Source organism: Rhizobium glycinendophyticum (assembly GCF_006443685.1).
GTDB classification, from domain to species: Bacteria; Pseudomonadota; Alphaproteobacteria; order Rhizobiales; family Rhizobiaceae; genus Allorhizobium; species Allorhizobium glycinendophyticum.
In genome coordinates this window covers 228,444-253,424 of the sequence record NZ_VFYP01000003.1, presented here as the reverse complement: position 1 = coordinate 253,424, position 24,981 = coordinate 228,444, and the positions used below count along the sequence as shown (strand labels likewise).

Here is a 24,981-nt window from a genome sequence, read left to right as displayed (position 1 = left end):
TCAACCCTCTGCAAGAATCTTGGTCAGGAGATCGGCGAGCGCTGAAGCGCTCTGAAATGCTGCTTCGACTCGGTTGCCGATACACCAGTCACCGCAGGCACCGAGGCAGAGCGCGGGATCAAAGAGGAAAGGCTCACCCGCCGGCTGTTCCACATTGGCAAAGGGCCAGCGGTGCAGGTCTATCCAGGGCGCTTGTCGAAAATTCACGCCGGTTCTGCTTTCGAGTGCCGCAAGCATCTGCTCGGTCACGGCGCTCTGGTCGCTCTCAAGGTTCGCCTCGGCCCAGTCATTGCGGCTGTGCACTACCAGGGCGGGTTTCCTGGGTCTGCCGGGTTTTGTCGAGTTGACGGCCATGAAGCTCAGGATTTCGTCGTCGATGCGGGCCGCCTCAAACCCCAGCTGTGGTGCAAATTCAAGGCCGACCATCAAAGTGAAACAGCCGCTCAGGCGGGCCTGGACCAGAGCTGCTTGACCGCTGAAGGCCTGAGGCAGAAGACGGGCGGTCTGTGGGGCAGGCGCGGTCGACATCACCAAATCGAAGCGTCCGAGGTCGCGCTGATCCTGATCCCGCAACTGCCAGCCGTTTTCTTCCGAAACGAGGGAGCCGATGGTGGTTTCCCTTCGGATCTCCAGTCCACGAGCCATGTGATTGGCTAGACCGGTCATGGCGGGTGCGCCCACGTAACGGGCCTCACCGGTCCTCGCGTCAGTTGCAAGATGGCCGGGGCCGGTGAGCTTCGGGACCGCGGTTGGCCATTCTGCCAGGCTGCCCGCAACCATGGCTTCGATTACCAACGTCCTGAACCGCTCTGACCGGGCCGTGAAATACTGGGCGCCGTGATCGAAGGCGTAGTTCTCGCGTCGGCGACTGGCCATGCGCCCACCGAGGCCTCGGCTCTTCTCGAAGATCGTGACGTTTGCCTGCGTCTGAAGCCGCTTGCCGAGTGTCAGCCCTGCAATACCTGCGCCGATAATGGCGATGGATTTTGGCACGCTGTCCCCTCTCCAGTCTCATCTGTCTCTGCTGTCATGGCAGCACTACGCGGAACGGTCACTTTCGGATCGGGACGCCTGGCTCGCTTCAAGCAGAGGGCGAACGAGCGGGTTGGGGAAACGGCGTCGGGTGGTGACTGCATAGAAGTTCTCGATCATGCCGGGCAGCGCATCGAATTCCACGAGGCTGCCATTCTCCAGCTCGCCCTTGACCACGATTGGAGGCAGAACGGCCAGGCCTGCTCCTTCACGGGCCAGAAGACGCATCATCGCCATGTCGTCCACTTCCGCGGCCACCTGCGGCACGATCCCGAGCCGCTCGACCAAGGCCTCGAACTGCGAGCGCACGCCGCTCTCGAGCGTCGGCAGGATGACCGGATGGCGGGTGAGCAGGGCGGCGAGATCCGAGCCTTCTTGTCCGTAGTCCGGTCGGCCAATCAGGCTCACGCGCTGCTGATAGACATGCTGAGCGACAAAGGGCGTCACCGTATCTGCCATCGGCGCCTGGTTGAGCAGGACAACATCCAGATTGAGGCTTTCGAGCGCCCCCAGCAGTTCGCTGGTGCTGCCGGAGCGCAGGATCATGTCGACATCGGAACGGCCGAGGATCGGGCGGAGGAATTCCATCTGGAAGTTGCGCGATAGGGTGGCGAGCGCGCCGATGCGGATGGCGCGGCGGGTACGGCCGGTCTCCTTGAGGGTCTCCACCAGCTCTTCGCCGGCAGAGAAGATCGTATCGGCATGGTCGAGGGCGATGCGGCCGGCCTCGGTGAGATAGAGCTGGCGGCCCCGTCGCTCGAAAAGGGGATGGCCCAGCCGTTCCTCCAGGTTCTTGATCTGGATCGACAAAGCCGATTGCGACAGGTTCAGCCGCTCTGCGGTGCGGGTCAGGTTGCCATCATGGGCAACGGCGCGAAAGTAGCGCAGGTGGTGATAGTTCAGCTCCGACATAGTTCTATTTAATAGAACGAATTTTCAGAAACAATGAATTTTTATTGGGGATCACCGACTGGTAACTGGTCCGTGAAGTTTCCAGCCGGCTACCGAGCCGCCAGACCGGAGATGCCCCCGTGATGTACGCTTTGCCTCTTCTCGCCCCGTTGCTGCTGCTGATCGCGTCCGCGATCAGTTTCCTCAAGCCGAGTTTGCGTCCGCGCACCGCCCTTCAGACAGCAGAGGCCGCAGCGTTTGGGAGTTTCCTGGTCGCCCTCGCGTCGGCGATCGTGCTCTGGCAGTTCGGACCCGGGACCAGCCCGGTCCTCGGCCTCGGCTTTTTCACCTTCGCGTCTCGCGTCGATCTCGGCAGCCTGGTGATGCTGGGACTGGTATCCTTCATCGGCTGGCTGGTCTTGCGCTATGCGAACACCTTCCTGGACGGTGAAGCCCGGCAAGGCGCCTTTACCGGCTGGATGACCGCGACCCTAGCCGCCGTCCTTTTCCTTGTTCAGGCAGGCACGCTGGCGCAGCTTGTCGTCGGCTGGGTCGCGACCAGTCTCCTCCTCCACCAACTGCTGCTCTTCTATCCGGAGCGGGTCGCGGCGCAGCGGGCGGCACGCAAGAAGTTCGTGGTCTCGCGCACGGGTGATATCGCCCTGATCGGCGCGGTTGTGCTGCTTTGGCTTTCGTTCGGGACGGGTGACATATCCCTCATCCTCACCACTGCCCGCGAAGGCGCCACCGAGCCCATGGTGATCGCCGCTGCCGGCCTTCTGGCGCTCGCTGCCCTGCTCAAGTCGGCGCAATTTCCCACCCATGGCTGGCTGACGGAAGTTATGGAGACACCGACGCCGGTCTCTGCACTGCTGCATGCCGGCGTGGTCAATGCGGGCGGTTTCCTTCTCATCCGCTTTGCCGACGTTATGCTGCAGGCGCCCGGGGTACTCGCGGTGCTGGTCATGGTCGGGGGCTTCACAGCGCTGTTCGGAAGCCTCGTCATGCTGACGCAATCGGCGGTCAAAACTTCGCTCGCTTGGTCAACGGTCGCGCAGATGGGCTTCATGATCCTGCAATGCGGGCTGGCACTCTTCCCGATCGCGCTTCTCCACATTGTTGCCCACTCGCTCTACAAGGCCCATGCCTTCCTTGCCTCGGGCTCTCAGGTCGAGACGGTAGCCTCGGCGCGGCGGCCTGGACCGGTTACCATTCCGAATGTTCGTGCCGTTCGCCGGGCCTTCCTTCTCGCCCTCGCCATCTACGCGGTGATTGGCGTGCTCTTCGGCTTCTCCGACAAGCCGCCCCAGGCGCTTGCGCTCGGCGCCATCCTGATCTTCGGTACGGCCTATCTGATCGCGCAGGGTCTGGCGGACGCGGCCCCTTGGGCGCTGACCTGGCGGACCTCGCTCTATTCCGTCTCGGCTGCCACCGCCTATTTCGCCCTGCAGCGCGGCGCCGACCAGCTGATGGCCGGCACCCTTCCGGCGACCCCACAGCCAGGGCCGCTCGAATGGACACTGATGGTGCTCGCGGTCGTGACCTTCGGCGTGGTTGCTGTGGCCCAGGCGCTCTTCCCGCTCTGGGCCTATCATCCGGCTGCCGCCGGGCTGCGGGTGCATTTATCCAACGGCTTGTATGTCAACGCGCTGTTCGATCGGTTGCTCGGGGGCTGGAAGGTCCCACGATCGAGAGCCGGCGGCTTTTCTTCCCTTGCCACCCCTTCCACCGCCCATGTCCAGGAGTGAACCGATGAACGATCTCACCACCGTCGATACCCTGCATGGCGAGGCTCTTGCACAGGCGGCTGAACAGGCTGTCCGCGCCATCCCGCCTGCCTGGCCGCTGACGGCCACGGTTGCCGTCAATCCCTTCCTTGCCCAGATTGGCGAAAGCCTTGAGACAACTTCATCGCGTCTCGAGCGGATCGGTGGCGTGCGGCTGGCACTGCCCCGCAAGCATTACCGCGAGAAGATCGCCGCTGGCGAAATTTCGGATGACGATTTTCTGTCCGCGATTTCGGCAAGCCGTTGCGGGCTTGATCTGGCGGCACTCAAGGCAGCCATCGCCGAAGACACGGGGCCGCTGCAACCGCTGCCGACGGTGGCCGAGCTTGCGGCGCGCCATTCGGGTCAGGACTGGCCGGCCGTGATCGCCGATCGCATCGGTAATTTTGCCGCAGGTTTCTTCGACGAAGGACAGGCACTGTGGGCTGCCTCAACACGCAATGGGCTCTATGCCGCCTGGCGCGCCTTCGCGACTCATGACCTCACGCCCGAAATCTGCGGCCTGACCGGTTTCGGCGCGTTCGTCACCGAGACGCCGGAGACGGCGCAGGGCGCGATCGAACGGGCGGCTGTCCGGCTCGGGTTCGGTCGCGATCCGGGCACTTATTTTCACCAATTGCTTCTCGGTCTTGGCGGCTGGGCCCAACATGCCCGTCACCTGCAGTGGAAGGCGGAACTGGAGGGGCGGACAGAGACGACGGTGCTCGAATTGCTGGCCGTTCGGCTGGTTTTTGAAGAGGCGCTCTATGCACTCTACCAACCGGGCATCGAAAACGACTGGCGCAGCATCCGGCGGGCGCATTGCGCACCGGTTTCCGCGGACCAGACAACTGTGATCGATGGTGTCTTGCAGCTGGCGGCGGAACGGGCCGCGCAGCGGCGTCTCGGGCAGATGCTGTCGGTGCCGGCCTCGTCCACGCCCGCGGCCGAAGTGCGGCCATTCTTGCAGGCGGCATTCTGCATCGACGTCCGCTCGGAAGTCTTCCGCCGGGGTTTGGAAAGCGTGGATCCAAGCATCCGGACACTTGGTTTTGCCGGTTTCTTCGGGCTCGGTGTCAGCCATCGCGGCTTTGCCTCCGATGTTGCCGAGCATCGGCTTCCAGTGCTGCTCAAGCCCTCGGTTTTCAGCTGCACGGCTGTTGACACAGATGACGAAGCTGATCGGCAGGCACGCTTTAGCGCCCGGGCGATCCGGGCCTGGGGTCGGTTCAAACTCGCTGCCGTATCGTCCTTCGCCTTTGTCGAGGCGATGGGCCCGGTCTATGTGACCAAGCTCCTGCGCGACGGGCTCGGCTTCGGCAAGGGAAAAGGGTATGACAATACTGCCCCCCGCTTCTCGCCCCATCTCGACATCGAAGCACGGGCGGCTGCGGCCGAAACCGTGTTGCGGGCCATGTCGCTCACCAAAGGCTTCGCCCGCTTCGTCCTGCTTGCCGGTCACGGGGCCAATGTCGTCAACAACCCCTTTGCCAGCGCCCTGCATTGCGGTGCCTGTGGCGGCCATGCGGGAGATGTGAATGCGCGGCTGCTCGCGAGCCTTCTGAACGATCCGGCGGTGCGGCAAAGGCTCGGGCAGAAGGGGCTCAACATCCCGGCGGATACGGTCTTTCTGGCCGGGCTGCACGACACCACAACGGATGCGGTCACGGTCTTCCACGGAGATCTAGAGACAGAGGTGGATGCTAGCGACCTTCACAAGATCCGCCGTTGGCTGGAGCAGTCGGGTCAATTGGCGCGGGCCGAGCGCGCGGTCAAGCTCGCTGGCGCTTCCGCACAATCGTTGGCTTCGCGCAGCAGCGACTGGTCGCAGGTGCGGCCGGAACTGGGGCTTGCCGGCTGCAGCGCCTTCATCGCCGCACCCCGGTCGCGTACACAAGGAAAGGCACTCGATGGCCGGGCCTTCCTGCATGACTACGTCTGGCGACAGGACGAGGGCTTCAAGGTCCTCGAACTGATCCTCACGGCTCCCGTGGTTGTTGCGAGCTGGATCAGCCTCCAGTATTTCGGCTCGACCGTCGCACCTTCACTCTTCGGCGCCGGCAACAAGCTGTTGCACAATGTCGTCGGTGGCATCGGCGTTCTGGAAGGGAATGGCGGCAAGCTGCGGGCGGGCCTGCCGTGGCAATCGGTACATGACGGTGCTGCCTATCTGCACGAACCGCTGCGTCTGACTGTGGCCGTCGAAGCGCCCAGGGAAGCGATTGCCGCGATCCTTCAACGGCACGATGGGGTGCGGGCACTGTTCGACAACACCTGGCTTCATCTTTACGCCCTTGACGAGCAGGGCCGCATGGCTTGGCGTTATGCCGGAGATAGCCGCTGGGTCGCTTCGCCAGACGGCATGGATGTGCCGGTTTCGCCGCCCGCGCGAGCCGCAGTGGCGCCCTAACCTACGGGCGCTTTCCTCAACTCGATCATGACGATGACTGCGGGGCGTGGTTCTTCGGCAGTCGGTTTCTGTGACAGCCCCATCACGACTTTGCTGCATATGCGTAGCGAATTCCGGGGGTGCTAATTAAGTCGATGTTAGTTTTCCCCATTCATTCTTAGAGGATTGATTAAGGCGCGCGCCGGCCTTCGCCCGCAGTGTCCGAGGAGAATTAGAACGTGTTCATCGACCGCATCCTGTCCCGTTTCAACATCCAGACCAAGGTTCTGATTTTCATCCTGCCCTTTGTCGTGAGCATTTCGGCCGTCGGCTTCACGGGCCTCTATGCCTCGGGTCTCCTGCAAGGCCGGATCGAGATTTCGAACAGCGTGCTGCAGTCGCTCAGCGGGTTCCGTGATGTCTCCGCTTCCATGACCGACTTCCTGGAAAACACGACCCCGCAGTCGCGCGATGATGTGACGACGCGCCTGAAGCAGCAGCAGCAGGATCTCCAGACGACATTGTCGCAACTATCCGCAGATGCTGACGGCCGTTCCGAACTCGAGCAGGCTCGTGCGCTGGTCGATACCGTCGTCGCCCGCACCGACGAGTTGTGGCGGCTGCACGAATCCGAATCCGCGCTGGTTGCATCGCTGCAAAAGGGCAATGCGCAGGTCGTGGATTCGCAGGACAAGATCACCGCCGCGATGACCGACATGGAAAAGGCCGTTCAGGCTGATGACGCGGCCGCCAAGTCGATGCTGCGCGACGCAGAAGGTATCCGCAGCTCGGGGACGTTCCTCAGCGAAACGAATTCGGCCTTTACCAAGGCGAAGACACCGGACGAGAAATTTGCCGTCATTTCGGCCCGTCTTCCCGAAATCGTGTCGCGGCAGCAGATGCTGGCCAATATTTTGCCCCAGGCGAACAAGTCTGCAGCGAAGACGCTGGACAAGATTGCCGGACAGTTGAAGGCGGTCCTCGATGCTAATGATCGCTCCGATGCGGTGATCACGGAACTGCAGGGGACGCTGCGCAATTTCACACAGCTGAATTCCTATCTGGGCCTTGCCGCCCAGCAGAAGATGAAGGACGCGACGATCAAGTTCGGTGAACTCGACGCTCCGCTCGCCAAGGCGCAGGCTGTCATCAATGACGGTCGCCAGCTGATGTCGGCGGGTTACGGTCTGCAGATCATGATGGCCCGCTTCCTGCTGGAGCCGACTGATGACAACCGCGCGCTGCTCGACCAGCAGTTCAAGGCCCTCAAGGCCTCGCTCGATATGCTGGGTACCAGCGCTGCCGACCAGCCGATCTTCATGCAGGTCAAGGAAGAGCTGACGCCTGCGATCGAGACCATGGCCGGTGCCAGCGTCGAACTCGTCAAGGTCAGCCAGGCGCGCAAGGCGAGCTACGATCAGGCTGGTTCCGACCTCAACGTGATCTGGAAGCAGCTCACCACCTTTGCGGAAATGCAGAAGGTGTCGGCCGGCGAAGAACGTCGCGATGCCAACTCCATTTCGATTGGCGCGACCGGCATCGGCATCCTGATCTCGATCTTTGCTGGTATCGGTCTTGTCCTGACCTTCAAGGGTCCGATCGGCCAGATCACGGGTGCCATGCGCCGTCTGGCAGAAGGTGGCCTGGATACCAAGATCAACGGCGAGAGCCGCGTCGACGAGATCGGCGAAATGGCCCGTGCACTCGGCGTGTTCAAGCAGAACGCCCTCTCCAAGATCGAAATCGAGAGCCGCAGCGAAGCCGAACGGGCTGAGGCCGAGGAAGAACGTCGCCGCAACGATCTCGAAAAGCAGGAGATCGACCGGCAGATCAACTTCGCCGTCAATGCACTTGCAGCCGGTCTCGGCCGGTTGGCCAAGGGGGACATCTCCGAAACCATCGATACGCCGTTCAACGGTCGTCTCGAGCAGCTGCGCACCGACTTCAATCAGTCGCTGGAGCATCTGCAGGATACGATGACGCAGATCCGCTCGAATACCTACATGATCCAGCGCAATGCCGCCGAAATGAGCAGTGCGGCCGACCAGCTTGCCAAGCGCACGGAGCAGCAGGCGGCATCGCTCGAAGAGACCGCGGCTGCCGTCGACGAGATCACGGTGACCGTCAAGCAGTCGGCGGAACAAGCCGAACAGGCGAATGCGATCGTGGCCGACACCAAGGGTCGGGCTGATACCTCGTCCGTAGTTGTCGCGAGCGCGATTGACGCCATGGGACGGATCGAGGATGCGTCGGGCCAGATCGTACAGATCATCGATGTCATCGATGAGATCGCCTTCCAGACCAATCTGCTCGCGCTCAATGCCGGCATCGAGGCGGCGCGTGCCGGTGAAGCAGGCAAGGGGTTTGCGGTTGTCGCGCAGGAAGTGCGCGAGCTTGCACAGCGCTCCGCCGGAGCTGCCCAGCAGATCAAGGACCTGATCCACAAGTCCAGCACCGAGGTGTCGTCGGGTTCCAAATTGGTCCAGCAGACCGGATCGGTTTTGGCCGAAATCTCGGCGAACATCATCACAGTTGCGGAACGCGTCTCTGTCATCGCTAGGGCAAGCCGCGATCAGTCGAATGCGCTCGGCGAGGTCAATTCCTCGGTCAATGAGATGGACCAGATGACCCAGCGCAATGCCGCCATGGTCGAGGAGACGAATGCCGCCACCCGCCAGCTGGCGGACGAGGCGGATGCGCTGATGCAACTGGTCAACCAGTTCAAGCTGGCGCCGGAAGGCCGTGCACGGGTAAGCGCGCCCCATCACCGCGCCGCCTGATCCGCGACACAAGGATCAGCCAAGTTCAAAGCCGCCGGCGGGACATCGCCGGCGGCTATTTCGTTGCGGGATCAGGGTGGTGTGGGCGAGAAGAGCGACGACCAGTTGGCGATGAAGCGGTCACGGGTTGCCTGGTCTTGCGCGGCCAGCAAAGCCGGTCCGATGCGGATCGGGCGTCCGATGCCGGATTCGATCAGCGACATGGGGCCGTCGACATCGGGTGGCAGTGGTGCATCTTCGGAGAAGAAGAAGGCTTTCTCGCGGGCCACCTTCTGTCCGCGCGGTGACAGGAGATAGTCGAGAAAACGTTTTGCGAGACCGGGATTGGGTGCCTGTTCCGGGATGAGCGCGCCGCGCGACAGGATCAGCGCATAATCACGCGGAATCACCACGCGCAGATCCGGATTGCGCCGTGACGCGGCATAGGCATAGGAGCCGAGCACGTTATAGGCGATACGCAGCCGGCCATTGGCGATCTCCCCCAGGACCTCGCTGTTGCAGCAGCGTGTGACGACGTCGGCGCGGCTGAAGCTTTCCAGCAGGCGGCCATAGGTGGTCGGCGCCTGAAGCGCGTCGTGAAAGGCGAGCAGATAGCCGATGCCGGAGACGCGGACGTCATAGGTGCCGATGCGGTTGCGATAAAGGTCCGGCTTGGCGCGCAGGAGTTCGGCAATCTCCACATGAGAGCGGGGCACATCCTCGGGAGGCACACGTCTGCCGTCATACACGATGACGGCAGGCTCGAAGGTGAAGCCGAAGACTTCATCGCGCCAGTTTGCCCACGAGGCGACCCGTTCGGTTTCCTGCGATCTATGATCCTGCGCACAGCCGTCATTGGCAAGCTTCACCAGTTGGTCGACAGAGGAAGAGAGCAAGAGGTCGCCATAGGCCGCGTTGTTGCGGCAGGCGGCCTCGGCCTCGCGAAACAGGTCGTTGGTGACGTAGTCGTTGAACTCGACCGTCACCTCCGGCGCCAGTTGCTGGAAGTCGAGGATCAGAGGCTTCATTGCGTCGGCATCGGTCGCCCCGTTGACGACAAGACGCGCCTGTTCGGGAGCAAGGGCGGGAAATACGACACGTTCACCCTCGAGGGCTCGTGCTGCGTTCGGGCCCGACAGAAGGCTTACGCCCAGAAGCAGAAGAGACGTCAGGAAGCGGGCCGCCATCATGCGTTTTCCCTCCGCAGCAGGGGCAGTTCGAGGACGACGGTGAAGCCGCGGTCCGGTGTCTTCTCGCGAAAGGACAGCGCCCCCCGCAATGCACCGGCGACTTCCGAGGCAATGGCGAAACCGAGACCGGAACTGCCTTCGCCCGATTTGGATGACACGAAGCGTTGGGTGACATGCGACCAGTCCGCCGGCGGAATGCCGGGGCCGTCATCCTCGACCTCGACGAGACCGAAGTCGCCGCGTTTGGTCACCCGGACCTCGAGCTTCGACAACGTTCCGTGGCGCAGCGAATTGTCGATAATGTTGACGATGGCCTCTCGCAGGCTCAGTCCGTCGCCGAGGATCGTCAGCGTTTCGTCGGGCGCTTCAAAAGACACGACAGTATCCGGATCGATGGTGATCGGCACAGCCGCCCGGAAAGCCTTGCGGGCGACGTCCGTGAGATCGAGCGGCGAGAGCTGTGCGGAATCGAAGCGATGAATCACCATGGCGTGGTTGAGCAGTTGCGTGGTGAAGCGCGCGAGTTCGGTGGTGCGGTTGCGCACACGGCTCAGGTGGCGGCGGTTTGCTTCCGATAGCGCCTCTTCGTCGATCAGGCTCACTTGGGCGGAGAGGGCGGTAAGCGGGGTGCGGATCTGGTGCGCACTGTCGGCGATGAAGCGCTGTAGAAGTTTCAGACGCTCGTCCAGCCGGCGCATGAAGTGATTGATGGAGTCGACGAAGGGCGCCAATTCGCGCGGCACGTCCACGGCCAGCGGCGTCAGATCCTGGGAATCGCGTCGGCGAAGGGTCGCGCCGAGGGCATCCAGCGGGCGCAGCGAATACCGGACTGCAAGCACGGTACCGGCGAGCGCCAGCAGGCTCATGATCATCACCAGGATCAGGGCCCGGGTGGTGAGCTCCGTCGTGAGTGCCTGCCGGGCCTCGGTGGTCTGGGCGATCAAGACATGCGCCCAGCCACCAATGCTCGGATCGGAGATCGCGCGGCTGGTCTGGACAAGGCGCACCGGCTGGCCGCGGTAGCGGCTCGTTTCCAACAGTAGACCGTTCAAGCTGTGTTCCTTGTCGGTGCTGGCAGCGAGATCGTCATAGCCGGTGAGCGTCTTTCCGTCCGGCGCGATGACGCGGTAGAAGATGCGATCGCGCGGGGCGAGCCCCAGCAATTCGAAGGCGCTAGGGGGCAGGTTGACGGCGATCTTGCCGTCCTCGATGACGAGACTGTCGAGGATCTGGATCGCCGCGCCTTGCAAGAGCCGATCATAGGCTTCGTCGGCTGCTGCCCGCGCATAAAGCCATGCGGCTGTCATCAGCACAGCAGCGCCTCCGGCGAGAACCAGGGCGACACGCAGGACGAGCCGCGAAAAGAGGGAGGGTTTAGTCCTCTGCATCGGACACCAGTTGATAGCCCATGCCGCGCACGGTCACAATCCGGGCCTTGGCACCCTCCAGCTTCTTGCGCAGACGGCCGACGTAAAGTTCGATGGCATTTGGGCCCGCCGCTTCCTCGAAGCCGAACAACTGGTCGAGCAGTTGCTCCTTGCTGAAGATGCGCCCCGGACGGCTTGCCAGAATTTCAAGCAGCGTCATTTCGCGACGCTTCAACTGTACCTCGCGCTTGCCGACGCGCACCGAGCGCTGCGAGCGATCGAGCAGCACGTCGCCGCAGACAATGATATTGGTCGCCTCACCGCCACTGCTACGGCGCATCAGGACACGCGCACGTGCCTCCAGTTCGCGAAAATCGAAGGGTTTGACGAGGTAGTCGTCGGCGCCGAGATCGAGCGCCCCTACCCGATCATCGATCTCAGAGCGGGCAGTGAGGACCAGCACCGGTACCGGATTCTTGTTCTGTCGAAGGCGTTTGAGAATCGAGAAGCCGTCCAGGCCCGGCAGCATCACGTCGAGGATGACCAGATCATATTCTGTGAAATCGAGGATTTCCGAGGAGGCACGGCCGTCCGTCTGCCAATCGACCGTGTGGCCGATGGTTTCAAAGCGGCGGCTGATGGCCTCGCCGACATCGAGCGTGTCTTCCACGAGCAGAATGCGCATGGCCGACGGTCGCATGTCTGGAGACGGCGATCAAGCGGTGCCGGTCGTGCTGTCACGCGGTTAACGGGTTTGACAGGATCGTGACAGGATTGAGGCCTATCAATGTCCGGCCGGCGCGAGGAGGAAGCTCTTGCCGGCATTTGGGGAGGATCCCAACGCCATCGCCTTGAGGACCATGCGGATGATCATTCGCGTGCGGTTCTTCCGTTGCCTTGCGCGGGGATTGTCCGAGGAAAGCTCAGACATTCGGGAGAGAATGATGATCCGCAACACGATGAAATTCCTGGCCGGTGCGGCCCTGATCGGGCTTGCTGCCGCGACCTCAGCCATGGCCGAGCCGACCAAGCCTGAATGCCTCGCCGGCGCCAAGCCGGGCGGTGGCTTCGACCTGACCTGCCGCCTTGCGGCCAATGCCCTGCTCGAGACCAAGCAGATCAAGGAGCCGATGGCGGTCACCTACATGGAAGGCGGCGTCGGCGCCGTTGCCTACAACCACGTCATCTCCAAGCGTGCCACCGATCCGAACCTGATTACGGCCGCATCCTCCGGCTCAGCGCTGCTGATCGCTCAGGGCAAGTTCGGCCAGTATGACGAAAGTGCCGTCCGCTGGCTCGGTGCGTTGGGCGCGGACTTCGGCGTGATCGTGGTCAATGCCGACTCGCCCTATAAGACGATGGCCGACCTGGTCGCCGCCTACAAAGCCGATCCGACGACTTTTGCGATTGCCGGCGGCGGTGCAGTGGGGTCGCAGGACTGGATGAAGGGTTCGTTGATCGCCAAGGCTGCCGAGCAGGATCCGAAGACGATGCGTTACGTCGCCCTTGAAGGCGGTGGCGCTGTGCTGACAGCCCTCGAAGGAGGCCATGTGCAGGTGGGTTCCGGCGACGCTGCGGAAATGGGCAAGCACCACCTTGCCGGCAAGGTCCGCATCCTCGCCGTCATGTCGCCAGAGCGGCTGCCGGGTGAGTTGAAGGATATCCCGACGGCAAAGGAGCAGGGCTTCGACATCGAGTGGCCGGTGTGGCGCGGCTTCTATGTCGGCAAGGACGTTTCCGACGCCGACTACGACTGGTGGGTCAATGCCTTCGACGCCATGAGCAAGACACCGGAATTCGCCAAGGAACGCGAGACGCGCGGCCTGTTCGAGTTCACGCTGGTCGGCAAGGACTTCGATGACCGCGTCAAGAGCGACGTCGCGAAGTTCAAGATCCTGGCGAAAGAAGCCGGCTTCTGATCCCGATGCGATGCGGTCCTTAAGGGCCGCATCGCTCTGCTCGCCTCACTTCGGGGCGGCTTAACGCTTCAAAATTCAATCTGTCGCAGCCGAGGCTGAAGGCTTGAAGCCCCTGGATACGTCCGTGGGACCGGGCTTGCTTTCAAGTCAGGAGATCACACATGTCGGAAAACACGAGAACCCATCAGTTGATCGGACGCATCAGTGCGCTGGTCCTGCTCTTGCTTGCGGCCGCCTATGGCATTGGCGGCAGCATGATCGAATATGCCTTCTCCTCGGATCCGCTCGGGCCACGTGTCGTGCCGGTAATGCTTTCGGTCCTGCTCGGCTTGCTCGCGCTCCTCTATCTGAAGTTTCCGGGTTCGGCAGAAGGTTTCCCGACCGGGCAGTCGCTCGTTCGGGTGCTCGCCGTTCCCGTCGCACTGATCGTCAGCGTGGCGCTGATGGAACCGCTGGGCTTTGCCGCGGCGATCTTTCTCCTGACTACCGTCACCGGCTGGATCTTTGGCGCGCCGCTCAAACTGTCGCTGATCGGCGGTGTCGTTCATGCCGCCCTCTGGTGGTTCATCTTCTCCTTCTTGCTCGAGGTCTATCTGCCGACCGGCGCGATTTTCGGCTGACCGTCGCCAGGACCTGAAAGGATCGTTTCATGAGCTTCGAATATCTCTGGCATGGCTTCGGCATTGCCCTCACCTGGCAGAACCTGCTGATCGGTTTCATCGGCTGCTTCATCGGCACCCTGGTCGGTGCGCTGCCGGCCATCGGCCCGATCAACGGCATCGCGCTTTTGATGCCGATCGCCTACTCGATGGGCTTGCCCGCCGAAAGCACGATGATCCTCCTCGCCTCGGTCTATTGCGGTGCCGAATATGGCGGCCGCATCTCGTCCATCCTGCTCAACGTGCCGGGAGATGCCGGTGCCGTGATGACGGCGATGGACGGCTATCCGATGGCGAAGCAGGGACGCGCCGGCGAAGCGCTGGCGCTGTCCGGTATCGCCTCCTTCATCGGCGGGATCATTGGTGTCATCGGCCTCGCCTTTTTCGCGCCGCTGCTCTCTGGCCTCGCTATCGGCTTTGGCCCTGCCGAATACTTCGTGCTGATGGTGTTCGCGTTCGCGACCCTCGGTTCGATGGTCGGCTCCCAGCCCACCAAGACCCTGATTGGCTGCGTGCTTGGCCTCATGCTTGCCACCGTCGGTCTAGATGCCACTTCCGGCGCCTATCGCTTCACCTTCAACGAACCGGAACTCGGCGATGGCATCGAGTTCGTGACCCTGGTCATCGGTCTCTTCTCGATCTCCGAAGCGATGCTGATCCTGGAGCACCAGACCAATGGCGTCACCGTGATCCGCGAGCTCGGCCGCATGACGGCCCGGATGTCGGATGTGGTGAAGAGCATGGGCGCCACATTGCGCGGCTCCTTCATCGGCTTCATTGTCGGCGTACTGCCGGGAACTGGGGCATCGGTCTCCAGTGCCGTCTCGTACACGACAGAAAAGAGGATCTCCGACACCGAAGGAACGTTCGGCCACGGTGATGTGCGGGGCCTTGCAGCTCCAGAAGCGGCCAACAATGCAACGGCTGCAGGCGCTTTCGTGCCAATGTTGACGCTGGGTGTTCCGGGATCCGGCACGACGGCCGTCATGATGGGCGCGCTGATGCTTTACAACATCCAGCCCGGCCCGATGCTTCTCGTCGAACGGCCGGAAATCGTCGGGGGTCTCGTCGCCTCGCTGTTCGTCGGCAACTTCATCCTGCTCGCGCTCAACCTGCCACTGGTGAACATCTTCGCCCGCGTGTTGACCATGCCGAACTGGATCCTGGTGCCCGGTATTCTCGTGCTCTCGGTCATCGGCGTTTACTCAACGCATGCATCGATCTTCGCGATCTACCTGATGCTGGCGATCGGTCTTGCGGGCTGGCTGTTGCGCAAGGCAGGCTTCGATATGGCGCCGATCATTCTCGGCTTCGTTCTGGGCAAGGTGATGGAGGTCAATCTGCGCAATGCCTTGGCGATCAGCGGCGGAGATATCTCCATCCTGTTCCAGAGCAAGATTTCGCTGGTGTTGTGGGCACTCGCAATTGCTGTCGCTGTTTTGCCTGCTCTGCTTGGCTGGCGGGCCAAGCGCCGCCGGCAGCTTGCAGCCGCCGAAGCGTCTGCCCAATAAAAACTAAAGCCGGCAGCCTCTGCGGGCCCCTTACCGATCCTCCCAAGGAGAAGACGCCGTATTCTGCCTCGCAGGCGCGGCGTCTATCGTTTGGAACCGGGTTACTCCCCCGCCTGCATCTGGCTGAGCATTCCAGCCGGAGGGGAGGAGAGGGCTTCGACCAGCGATTTCATGATTGCCGCCCTCAGGGCGTAGGTATTGGCAGTGGTTTTCCTGTGATCCAGCCTTTGGGCTGCAACCACCAGGTTCGCCCCCTGTTGCATGACGATCTGCTGCGCCCGCACCATTGCCCAGGTCTCGATTTCCGTATGGTCAGTCATGTCCGCATCCCCAGCTAAGTCATTTAGCCCCGCAGCCGTCTCGAATCGGCTACGAAATCAAGCATATTTGAATAAAACGAACTAATGAAGCGATGCCCAAAAAAGATCACGCACAAGCCGTCGCGGAGGGTTGCAAAATTTGGAAGTACTTGCGTAGCGCCTTCAACCTTCCTTAAGCGACACGTGTTTTTCTCGAAACCGGTATTGAAGGAGTGTTCAGGTGTCGTGTCAGGGTTGCCGAGGCGGAGCGAAGTTCGAACGCGATTTTTCGATGGCCTTCCAGCCCATTGTCGACATGCGGTCGAGGCAGGTCTTTGCTCATGAGGCCCTGGTTCGGGGCGCGGATGGCAGCGGTGCCTATGGCGTGCTCTCCCTCATCGATCCCGACAACCGCTATGCTTTCGACCAGCAATGCCGGGTGCGGGCGATCGAACTGGCGAGCCGCCTCTTCCCGCGGACGGATATGCCGCATCTCTCGATCAACTTCATGCCAAATGCGGTCTACGAGCCGCGTGCCTGCATCCGCCAGACCCTTGAGACTGCCCGTCGGACGGACTTTCCGCTGGACCGGATCATTTTTGAATTCACCGAGGTCGAGAAGCTCGACACCGATCACATCCTCAACATTCTGCGGAGCTATCGCGAAATCGGCTTCAAGACGGCGATCGACGATTTTGGAGCGGGCTATTCGGGTTTAAACCTGCTAACGCGGTTCCAGCCTGATCTGGTGAAGCTCGACATGGATCTGATCCGTGGCATCGATACCGATAGCATTAAGCAGGTGGTCGTGCGCCACACCCTTGCCATGCTGCATGATCTTGGCGTCACCGTCGTTTGCGAGGGCGTTGAGACGGCGGACGAGATGGAGGTGCTGACGGATCTCGGCGTCAATCTCATACAGGGTTATTACCTTGCCCGTCCGACGTTTGAAGGTCTAAGCCCAATTTCGCTGGCCGCCTGAGGTCCCTGCCATCCACCAGAAAAAAGGGCCGCCCAAGAGAGCGGCCCTCCCGTATTCCGTTCTTCCTGGCCTTAGAAGTCCATGCCGCCTGCCGGCATGGCCGGGGTTGCTTCCTTCTTCGGCTTCTCGGCGATCATCGCTTCGGTGGTGATGAGGAGGCCTGCAACGGAGGCTGCGTCCTGCAGCGCGGTGCGCACCACCTTGGCCGGGTCGATGACGCCCTGGGCGAAGAGGTCGCCATATTCGCCGGTCTGGGCGTTCCAGCCATAGGCGAATTCAGCCTTCTCGCGCAGCTTGCCGACGATGATCGAGCCTTCGGCACCGGCATTTTCGGCGATCTGACGAACCGGGGCTTCGATGGCGCGGCGGATGATGTCGATGCCGACGCGCTGGTCGTCGTTCGGGGCCTTCAGGTTCTCGAGCGCCTTGACCGAGCGGAGCAAGGCAACGCCACCGCCGGGCAGGATGCCTTCCTCGACGGCCGCACGGGTCGCATGCAGGGCGTCGTCGACGCGGTCCTTCTTCTCCTTCACCTCGACTTCGGTCGAGCCGCCGACGCGGATGACGGCGACGCCGCCAGCAAGCTTTGCCAGGCGCTCTTGCAGCTTTTCGCGGTCGTAGTCGGAGGAGGTCTCCTCGATCTGCGCCTTGATCTGGGCCACGCGACCATCGATCTCCGTCTTGGAGCCGGCGCCGTTGATGATCGTGGTGTTTTCCTTCTCAATCGACACCTTCTTGGAACGGCCCAGCATGTTGAGGGTGACGTTCTCGAGCTTGATGCCGAGGTCTTCGGAAATGACCGTACCGCCGGTGAGGATCGCGATGTCCTCGAGCATGGCCTTGCGGCGATCGCCGAAGCCCGGAGCCTTGACGGCTGCAACTTTCAGGCCACCGCGCAGCTTGTTGACGACGAGGGTGGCGAGCGCTTCGCCTTCGACGTCTTCGGCGATGATAACCAGCGGCTTGCCGGACTGGACGACAGCTTCGAGAACAGGAAGCAGGGCCTGCAGGTTCGACAGCTTCTTCTCGTGGATCAGGATATAGGGCTCGTCGAGTTCGACGCGCATCTTCTCCTGATTGGTGACGAAGTAAGGGCTGAGGTAACCGCGGTCGAACTGCATGCCCTCGACCACTTCGAGTTCAGTCTCGGCCGTCTTTGCCTCCTCGACGGTGATCACGCCGTCATTGCCGACCTTCTCCATCGCTTCGGCCAGGTAACGGCCGATTTCGGTGTCGCCATTGGCGGAGATGGTGCCGACCTGGGCGATCTCCGCATTGTTGGAGATCTTGCGGGCATTCGCCTTCAGTTCGGCCACAACGGCTTCAACGGCGAGATCGACGCCGCGCTTGAGGTCCATCGGGTTGAGGCCGGAGGCCACGGCCTTGGCGCCTTCCTTGACGATGGCCTGGGCCAGAACGGTTGCGGTCGTGGTGCCGTCACCGGCAAGGTCATTGGTCTTGGAGGCCACTTCGCGCAGCATCTGCGCGCCCATGTTCTCGAACTTGTCCTCAAGCTCGATTTCCTTGGCGACCGAGACGCCGTCCTTGGTGATGCGGGGCGCGCCGAAGGACTTGTCGATGACGACGTTGCGGCCCTTGGGACCCAGCGTCACCTTCACGGCATTGGCGAGGATATCGACGCCGCGAAGCATTTTTTCGCGGGCATCGGTGTGGAATTTCACTTCTTTTGCAGCCATGGTTCACTCCTCAAAGGCAAATGATGACTGATAGTTCTCAGGCGGCTTTCTTTTCTGCGGCCTGGACTTCGATGATGCCCATGACGTCGGCTTCCTTCATGATCAGCAGCTCTTCGCCGTCGATCTTGATCTCAGTGCCGGACCATTTGCCGAAGAGAACGCGATCGCCGACCTTCACGTCGAGCGCGACGATCTGGCCCTGGTCGTTGCGAGCGCCGGGGCCGACGGCGATGACTTCGCCTTCCTGCGGCTTTTCTTTGGCAGTGTCGGGAATGATGATGCCGCCCTTGGTCTTCTCCTCGGACGAAACGCGGCGGACGACGATGCGGTCGTGCAGCGGACGGAACTTCATGTTTTCCTCCTGGACAAACAAAATTGAACGTCCCCAAAGGCCGGACCGGATGGGGTCCGGACGGGTCGCCGGACCCATGTGAGGCATCCGGCGCGCGATGATCTGGTTTTTCCGATTTTTTGTTTCAAGAGGGGCTGATGAAAAAAATCAGCACTCTCGTAGGTTTGCTGCTAACAGCCTGATTTATCATCACAATTTTTGCGACCCTCTTGCCATTTCACGCAGTTTTGTCAAACTTTTTATCGTCAACGACATGAGGGAAACGCATGACATCATCCAAAGACTTTACTCTCCAGATGGAGGGATACGGCCTCACCACCGCACACATCCTTTACCGGCTGCCCGACTTTCGCTCCGTTCTGCAGACCTTCCTCTGGCAGGATTACGATCTGGCGCCTGATTTCCCGCAGATGACGAAGTTTCTCGATTTCTGGCGGACCAATCTCGATGGCGACCTGCACTCCGTGCGCTTCAGCCACAAACGGCTGATTGGGCCGAACGAGTGGCGCAAGGTGGACGGCGAGATCAAGCTGCACTAAGGCGATCTGCTGGGAACAACCCGGGGTTGGCGGCGTTACGCAGCGTCGCCCAAAGTTTCTCCCGAGGATGTCAGCATGCCCATTCCCGTCTCGACCTACCGTCTGCAGTTTCGCGACGGGATGGACTTCGATCGTGCCATTGGACTCGTGCCCTATCTGAAACGGCTCGGCATCAGCCATCTCTATGCCTCGCCGATCTTTGCTGCCACAAAGGGTTCGACGCATGGTTATGACGTCACGGACGCCAACCTCATTGATCCCGTCCTCGGCGGCATGGATGGGCTGGAGCGATTGTCCCGGGCTTTGAAAGCAGAAGGCCTCGGCCTGATCCTGGACATCGTCCCGAACCATATGGCGGCCAGCCTTGAAAACCCGTGGTGGCGCAGCGTCGTTACCTGGGGCGAGGCCAGTCCCTATGCCCGCCACTTCGATATCGACTGGAACCAGAAGCTGACGCTGCCCTTTCTCGGGGCGAGCTTCGAGCAGGTGGTGATGGAAGGGGGCTTTTCCCTGGCGCTCGACCGGAGCGAAGGGGGGCTGGCGCTCAAATATTTCGACAGCCTCTATCCGCTGGCGCCTACCACCTATCCTGCCGTACTGAGCGAAGCGACGGACCCGATGGCCACCCGGCTTGCGGAACTCGGCCGAGCGGCGAAGGCTGAGAATGCCGCGGACTTTCATGAAAAGGTTCTGACGTTGTGCAACGGCGGCGACTGCGAACCTCTGCTGCGGGCGCTTGCTGCGCGGGCCCGCGATGCCGACTTTCTGGTCTTCCTGCACAGCCTCCAGCCTTGGCGCTTGATGCATTACACCGAGGCTGCGGAGGGGCTGAATTATCGCCGCTTTTTCGAAATCGCCGGGCTGGTCGGCTTGCGGGTCGAGGATCAGGCCGTGTTCGAGGACGTGCATCAGACCGTGCTCGACCTAGTCTGCGACGATATTGTCCAAGGCCTGCGGATCGATCATGTCGATGGACTGGCAGATCCTGCGACCTATCTTGCGAAATTGCGCGCAGCCATCGGGCCCGACGTCTACCTCGTGGTGGAGAAGATCCTTGCGCCGGGCGAAAGCCTTCCCGAGGACTGGCCGGTAGAGGGCACCACTGGTTACGAGTTCATCGCCGCCCAGGTGCCCGTACTTCTGGAAGGGGATGGCTTTCGCGCCGTTCGAAAGGCCTATGAGCAGGTCAGCGGAGGGCCATCCGATATCCTGCTCGAGATGCGCGCCGCCAAGCGGCAGATGATCCGCGTGAATTTCGCAGGCGAGGTCGGAGCGCTGCGCCGCGAGGCAGCTCGACTGACTGGTCTTCCCAAGCCGCTTGTGCAGGTGGCTCTTGAGGAACTGCTCCTCGCCTTTCCACGCTACAGGACATATGGCAGCGACAATGGCCTATCAGCCGGGGATGCCGCTCTCCTCGACGAGGTTTTGCTCGAGGCTTCACGCAATTTGTCGGAGGAGGAGAGGCAGGCGGCTGGCCGTATCGTGGCACTGCTGAAGGGCGAAGGGGAGGCCACATCCGCAGGAGAGGGGGAGGCCGTTCTGCGGCGGCGATTCCAGCAGTTGACCGGCCCGCTGATGGCCAAGTCGCTTGAAGATACGCTTTTCTTCCGCCATGGCGAATTCCTCGCGCTCAATGAAGTGGGCGGAGAATTGGAGCCGCCGGATGAGGGGCTTGCCCATTTCCATCAGGAGATGGCGCGCCGGGCAAAGGAGCAGCCGCACGGGCTTTCTGCATCGTCCACCCATGACACCAAGCGAGGCGAGGATGCGCGGGCCCGGCTGTTCGCCTTCGCCGAAGACGCCGAAGCTATGGGCCCTCTCATCCACACATGGCGGCAACTCGCCCGGCCTTTGGTCAAGACCTTGAGCGAGGGACCAGCGCCTGAGCCGGAAATCGAGTGGATGATCTTCCAGGCGCTGATCGCCCACTGGCCTGTGGATCTGACAGCCGATGACCGCGAAGGGCTTGCCGATTTCGCTGACCGACTCTCAGCTTTCATGGAGAAGTCGCTGCGCGAGGCGAAGCTTCGGAGCGACTGGAATGCAGTTGATGAGGAATACGAGCGTGCCGTCACCGACTATGTGCGCGGGCTCTTGCTCGACCATCACGCGTTTGTCGAGACTTTCGTTTCTCGCATCCAGCCGATTATCGTCGCCGGCCTGATCAACGGGCTCACTCAGACGGTCGTGAAACTGACGGCGCCCGGTATTCCCGATGTCTACCAGGGCAGTGAGGGGATCGACCTCAGCTTTGTTGATCCCGATAATCGCCGACCTCCGCCTTTCGAAACACTGGCGCAGTTCGAGCCGAGTGCTCCGGTTGCCTTTTCCGATCCGCAGGCCCTGGCTTCGGGCTGGGTCAAGCAGGCTTTGGTGGGCCGGGCGCTTCGCCTTCGCAACCGGCACCCGCGGCTTTTCGCGGAGGGAGGCTATCTCCCGCTTGAGGTGGACGGCGCCAAGAGCCACCACATCGTTGCGTTTGCACGCCAAGCAGGTTCCGAGGCAGTCATTACCATCGCCTGCCGGCTGCCTCTGGCGATGTTGGCGGATGCCACTGGGCTGGGCCCCGCTGAATTCTGGGCGGATACGTCCGTTTCCCTTCCGGGTGAACTGGCCGAGATGACGTGGCGGGACGCACTGGCGGACCAGGTTTCGCCGGTGTCCAAGAGGATCCTGATCAGCAACGTGCTGGAAGGCCAGACCGTGGCGGTATTAGCCGGGGAGCGGGGCTAACCCGCTTACCTTTGGTCGGCAATGACTGCGAGAAGCTCGTCGGTGGACAGCGTGGTCATCTGCGCGGAAAAAGGCTTGGAAAGTAGAGCGAGTGAGGCGTCATGCGTCTCATCCAGGCCTGAACATACGGCATCGGTTACCAGAACGACCCGAAAGCCGTGGTCGATGGCGCCGAGCACGGTTGCCATGACGCAGACATCCGTTTCGCCGCCGGTGATAACAAGAGTTTCGACATGCTCCCGGACGAGAAGGCGTGCCAGGGTCTGGTCGAGCCAAGGCGAGTAAACCGGTTTATCGATCACCCTTGCGGGCGGAACGAGAGCTTTGAGTTCCGGGATTAATTGGACCATTTCGTCGGGCAGGGCTCACCGGTCATCATCCACCAGCGTCGATAGTAATCCTTCCAGGCGCCAACGGCAGCGTCTGCCGTCGGTGGTGGAATAAAACGGGTGAAGAGTGTGCGTCTCGGGCTTGCCTCAGCAATCGAGACGATCGCCGGGAGCGCCTTCTTCATCCACGGTACGTGCCATGGGGTGTCGCGGGCAAACATGTCCTGGACGTCGACACAGATATGTCTCCATTCTCCCAAGTGCATGGCGACGTCGTCGTTGTCGCCTCAGGCGACGGCCTGGCGACGCTGTGGCAGGAAACTGACCAAACGCCCGGGATCGCTTGCCAGGCGCATTCCGGCTTCCTCGGCCGCTGCGATGAAGGCGGCACGGGCGAGTTCTGCCGCCCGTGCGCCGCGCAAGGCGTTCTGGCAGAGGCGGATCGCGCGCTCATAGGCTGGCCCGCGGCGCGTCGGCCACTCGGCATCAAGAAAATCCAGCGCGTCGTAGGCATTCTGAAAGCGTCGCGTGAGGCCACAAGGCAGTTCCAGCTCAACAGGCCGGTTCCAGATGAAATGATACTCGTTCATGCCTTCCTCCGTTCGGTACCCACAAACTCACTGAGCTCGCGGGCGGTTCCGGAAAGGCGCTCAAATAAAGTTGGCTATAGCGCTGTTTTTTCTGTTGTCATCGCGACCGTTTGCTGTTCTCGGCTGGCGAGCCATTGGGCGGTCAAAACTGCAGCAATCCGCGCTGCTTCAACGATTTCGATCCCGGACAGCAAGGCGTGAATCAGTCCGCCGCTGAAGCTGTCGCCTGCGCCGATCGTGTCGCGGACGGCGACCTGCTGTTCGATTGCAACCGTGATTTCCCGTGTGCCGTCATAGATGGAGATCGCTTGTGGCCCGTCCGTCATCACGAGATGACGGAGTCGGCCGTCGGCAAGTGCGCTCGCCAACGACCAGCAATCGTTGATGCTCTTTGCGGGCACATCGGCCTTGGAGCCGATCATGATATCTGCGGGGCGCGGCGCTGCACGGCGCAGCGGCAGTTGCGAAACGACCAGCCGCGCCTGATGCAGTGCGGTGAGGATCGTGTCTGGCAGGATGGGCGCGTTGACGTAGAATGTAGCATCCGAAACCGGCGCTGTGAGTACGAATTCGCGCGACAGGCGGCGCTCGTTCGACAGGATCGTGCGCTCTCCCATCGGGTCGAGCAGGATGTCGGCGAAGTCGGTATCGCCCGGCAACCGTGTCATCAACGAGGTGTCGAAGCCTAGCGCGTCGAGATCTGCCATCGCCCGGTCGCCGTGATCATCGGTCATCAGGTTCGATAGGATCGCGACGGGATGGCCGAGGTCGCGCAGCCGTCGCGCGGTAAAATATCCGCCGCCACCCAGCCGGGTATTTCTGCTGCTCCACAGGATACGGCCACCGGCACGCAAGGGTTCGGTCAGCCGCCAGATGCGGTCGTGATTGACATGGCCGATAACGACGATGCGCCCTTCACTCCCGTCCTTCATTCGCTCACTTCCCTGGCAACTGGGCGGCTGGACTCGCGGAGGATCAGTTCCACCGGCCAGAGTTCAGAAATGTCTGTCGCTTCGCGGCCGGCCAACATCTGAAGCAGGAGGTCGGCAATGCGGGTGCCGGCAGCGCGGATCGAGGAGCGGGTAGTCGATAGCGACGGGGCCATGTTTTCCGCCGTCAGATAAGGAAAGACGTCGTCATGGGCGATGACTGAGATGTCGCGCCCGACAACGAGGTTCATCGAGCGGGCGGCGCGGTAGACGCCGAGCGCGCTCATCATCGATCCGGCGACGAAAGCAGTCGGGCGCGGGCGCTGCTCAAGAGCGGCGCGAGCCACGCGGAAACCGATCTCGTCGGTAAAATTGCCGTGGGTCACCAGTTTGGCATCATAGGGAACGCCGCGTTCGCTCAGCGCCGACCTGTAGCCCTTCTCGCGATGCTGGGTAAACGTCAGTCCCTCTCGACCGTTGATCATGGCGATGCGGCGGTGGCCGAGATCAAGCAAATGCTCGGTCGCCCGACAGATTGCGCCTTCGTTGTCGATGTCGAGCCAGGCATGGGGCACGTCGGTTGCAGAGCGGCCGTGCACGATGAAGGGCAGCTTCAACTCGTGGAGCAGCGTAATTCGGGGGTCCTTGGGGCGGGGTGAGTGGATGACGACGGCATCGACACGGCGGCTCTCGGCAAGCCGGCGGTAGAGTTGCAACTCGTCGCGGCTGTCCTGCTCGGCCATCGGGGTGATCAGGATATCGATGTCTTCGGGACTCAGTCGCTCGGCCATGCCGCTCAGAAATTCGGAAAACTGGTATTCGCCGGCACGGCTCATCACGACCCCGATCGCCCCGGCGCGGCCGGTCGCCAGGCGCACGGCATTGATGTTCGGGCGATAGCCGAGCCGCGCAGCTTCTTTGGCCACCCTTGTGCGGGTCGCCTCGCTGACTTCCGGATAGCCGCTCAAGGCACGGCTGACGGTTGTCGGCGACAGACCGATGTGCTGGGCGAAATCCTTGAGCTTCATGCGTGGCTGGCGTCCTTGCG

General features: G+C 62.0%; 20 protein-coding genes and 1 pseudogene. 9 read left to right on the top strand and 12 right to left on the bottom strand.

Annotated features, from left to right (window positions below; genetic code table 11):
- Together FJQ55_RS18315 and FJQ55_RS18310 are read right to left on the bottom strand one after the other, a co-directional pair.
- Nucleotides 1-993, bottom strand: a complete 993-nt coding sequence (locus FJQ55_RS18315) for an NAD(P)/FAD-dependent oxidoreductase (protein ID WP_140830583.1) — start codon at nucleotides 991-993, stop codon at nucleotides 1-3.
- A gap of 45 nt (nucleotides 994-1,038) precedes the next feature.
- The gene (locus FJQ55_RS18310) at nucleotides 1,039-1,944 is read right to left on the bottom strand and encodes a LysR family transcriptional regulator (RefSeq protein WP_140830580.1); all 906 of its coding nucleotides are present in this window, start codon (nucleotides 1,942-1,944) and stop codon (nucleotides 1,039-1,041) included.
- 122 nt (nucleotides 1,945-2,066) lie between these two features.
- Here FJQ55_RS18310 and FJQ55_RS18305 point away from each other — a divergent pair, with 122 nt between their 5' ends.
- From FJQ55_RS18305 to FJQ55_RS18295, 3 genes are all read left to right on the top strand, one after another.
- A complete protein-coding gene (locus tag FJQ55_RS18305) occupies nucleotides 2,067-3,671 on the top strand; it encodes a proton-conducting transporter transmembrane domain-containing protein (protein WP_140830577.1) in 1,605 nt (534 codons plus the stop codon).
- Nucleotides 3,672-3,675: 4 nt separating this feature from the next.
- Complete coding sequence (locus FJQ55_RS18300) at nucleotides 3,676-6,099, top strand: YbcC family protein (RefSeq protein ID WP_140830574.1); 2,424 nt, start codon at nucleotides 3,676-3,678, stop codon at nucleotides 6,097-6,099.
- Nucleotides 6,100-6,317: 218 nt separating this feature from the next.
- Nucleotides 6,318-8,858: a methyl-accepting chemotaxis protein gene (locus tag FJQ55_RS18295; protein WP_140830571.1), complete on the top strand. Its 2,541-nt coding sequence runs from the start codon at nucleotides 6,318-6,320 to the stop codon at nucleotides 8,856-8,858.
- Nucleotides 8,859-8,929: 71 nt separating this feature from the next.
- Here FJQ55_RS18295 and FJQ55_RS18290 read toward each other — a convergent pair whose 3' ends face one another.
- The 3 genes from FJQ55_RS18290 to FJQ55_RS18280 all read right to left on the bottom strand — a co-directional run bounded on the left by FJQ55_RS18290 (nucleotide 8,930) and on the right by FJQ55_RS18280 (nucleotide 12,079).
- Nucleotides 8,930-10,027, bottom strand: a complete 1,098-nt coding sequence (locus FJQ55_RS18290; protein ID WP_246085189.1) for an ABC transporter substrate-binding protein — start codon at nucleotides 10,025-10,027, stop codon at nucleotides 8,930-8,932.
- Complete coding sequence (locus FJQ55_RS18285) at nucleotides 10,024-11,334, bottom strand: sensor histidine kinase (RefSeq protein ID WP_425467556.1); 1,311 nt, start codon at nucleotides 11,332-11,334, stop codon at nucleotides 10,024-10,026. Before FJQ55_RS18285 ends, FJQ55_RS18290 begins: the two co-directional genes overlap by 4 nt.
- 67 nt (nucleotides 11,335-11,401) lie before the next feature.
- On the bottom strand, nucleotides 11,402-12,079 hold the full coding sequence (locus FJQ55_RS18280; RefSeq protein WP_140830566.1) for a response regulator transcription factor: 678 nt from the start codon (nucleotides 12,077-12,079) through the stop codon (nucleotides 11,402-11,404).
- 259 nt (nucleotides 12,080-12,338) lie between these two features.
- Here FJQ55_RS18280 and FJQ55_RS18275 point away from each other — a divergent pair, with 259 nt between their 5' ends.
- The 3 genes from FJQ55_RS18275 to FJQ55_RS18265 all read left to right on the top strand — a co-directional run bounded on the left by FJQ55_RS18275 (nucleotide 12,339) and on the right by FJQ55_RS18265 (nucleotide 15,483).
- Nucleotides 12,339-13,313: a Bug family tripartite tricarboxylate transporter substrate binding protein gene (locus tag FJQ55_RS18275; protein ID WP_246085188.1), complete on the top strand. Its 975-nt coding sequence runs from the start codon at nucleotides 12,339-12,341 to the stop codon at nucleotides 13,311-13,313.
- Between the two features lie 161 nt (nucleotides 13,314-13,474).
- The gene (locus FJQ55_RS18270; protein WP_140830564.1) at nucleotides 13,475-13,933 is read left to right on the top strand and encodes a tripartite tricarboxylate transporter TctB family protein; all 459 of its coding nucleotides are present in this window, start codon (nucleotides 13,475-13,477) and stop codon (nucleotides 13,931-13,933) included.
- A 29-nt stretch (nucleotides 13,934-13,962) separates the two neighbouring features.
- The gene (locus FJQ55_RS18265) at nucleotides 13,963-15,483 is read left to right on the top strand and encodes a tripartite tricarboxylate transporter permease (protein WP_140830561.1); all 1,521 of its coding nucleotides are present in this window, start codon (nucleotides 13,963-13,965) and stop codon (nucleotides 15,481-15,483) included.
- Nucleotides 15,484-15,584: 101 nt separating this feature from the next.
- Here FJQ55_RS18265 and FJQ55_RS18260 read toward each other — a convergent pair whose 3' ends face one another.
- On the bottom strand, nucleotides 15,585-15,803 hold the full coding sequence (locus tag FJQ55_RS18260; protein WP_140830559.1) for a hypothetical protein: 219 nt from the start codon (nucleotides 15,801-15,803) through the stop codon (nucleotides 15,585-15,587).
- A gap of 271 nt (nucleotides 15,804-16,074) precedes the next feature.
- On the opposite strand from FJQ55_RS18260, the gene FJQ55_RS18255 reads away from it, so the two are divergent.
- A complete protein-coding gene (locus FJQ55_RS18255) occupies nucleotides 16,075-16,764 on the top strand; it encodes an EAL domain-containing protein (RefSeq protein WP_140830556.1) in 690 nt (229 codons plus the stop codon).
- Nucleotides 16,765-16,835: 71 nt separating this feature from the next.
- Here FJQ55_RS18255 and groL read toward each other — a convergent pair whose 3' ends face one another.
- Together groL and groES are read right to left on the bottom strand one after the other, a co-directional pair.
- The gene (gene groL, locus FJQ55_RS18250) at nucleotides 16,836-18,461 is read right to left on the bottom strand and encodes a chaperonin GroEL (RefSeq protein ID WP_140830554.1); all 1,626 of its coding nucleotides are present in this window, start codon (nucleotides 18,459-18,461) and stop codon (nucleotides 16,836-16,838) included.
- 37 nt (nucleotides 18,462-18,498) lie between these two features.
- Nucleotides 18,499-18,813 (bottom strand): co-chaperone GroES, encoded by a 315-nt coding sequence (gene groES / locus FJQ55_RS18245; RefSeq protein WP_140830551.1) that lies wholly within the window; start codon nucleotides 18,811-18,813, stop codon nucleotides 18,499-18,501.
- A 266-nt stretch (nucleotides 18,814-19,079) separates the two neighbouring features.
- On the opposite strand from groES, the gene FJQ55_RS18240 reads away from it, so the two are divergent.
- On the top strand, nucleotides 19,080-19,352 hold the full coding sequence (locus FJQ55_RS18240) for an usg protein (RefSeq protein WP_140830548.1): 273 nt from the start codon (nucleotides 19,080-19,082) through the stop codon (nucleotides 19,350-19,352).
- 75 nt (nucleotides 19,353-19,427) lie between these two features.
- Nucleotides 19,428-22,085, top strand: a complete 2,658-nt coding sequence (gene treY / locus FJQ55_RS18235) for a malto-oligosyltrehalose synthase (RefSeq protein WP_140830545.1) — start codon at nucleotides 19,428-19,430, stop codon at nucleotides 22,083-22,085.
- A 5-nt stretch (nucleotides 22,086-22,090) separates the two neighbouring features.
- Here treY and FJQ55_RS18230 read toward each other — a convergent pair.
- From FJQ55_RS18230 to FJQ55_RS18215, 4 genes and pseudogenes are all read right to left on the bottom strand, one after another.
- Nucleotides 22,091-22,680: pseudogene (locus tag FJQ55_RS18230) on the bottom strand (cysteine hydrolase family protein).
- A 21-nt stretch (nucleotides 22,681-22,701) separates the two neighbouring features.
- Complete coding sequence (locus FJQ55_RS18225; protein ID WP_140830543.1) at nucleotides 22,702-23,004, bottom strand: DUF982 domain-containing protein; 303 nt, start codon at nucleotides 23,002-23,004, stop codon at nucleotides 22,702-22,704.
- Between the two features lie 74 nt (nucleotides 23,005-23,078).
- Complete coding sequence (locus FJQ55_RS18220) at nucleotides 23,079-23,936, bottom strand: PfkB family carbohydrate kinase (RefSeq protein ID WP_140830541.1); 858 nt, start codon at nucleotides 23,934-23,936, stop codon at nucleotides 23,079-23,081.
- The gene (locus FJQ55_RS18215; protein ID WP_140830538.1) at nucleotides 23,933-24,961 is read right to left on the bottom strand and encodes a substrate-binding domain-containing protein; all 1,029 of its coding nucleotides are present in this window, start codon (nucleotides 24,959-24,961) and stop codon (nucleotides 23,933-23,935) included. The genes FJQ55_RS18220 and FJQ55_RS18215 overlap by 4 nt, the downstream gene beginning before the upstream one ends.
- Nucleotides 24,962-24,981: the final 20 nt, after the last annotated feature.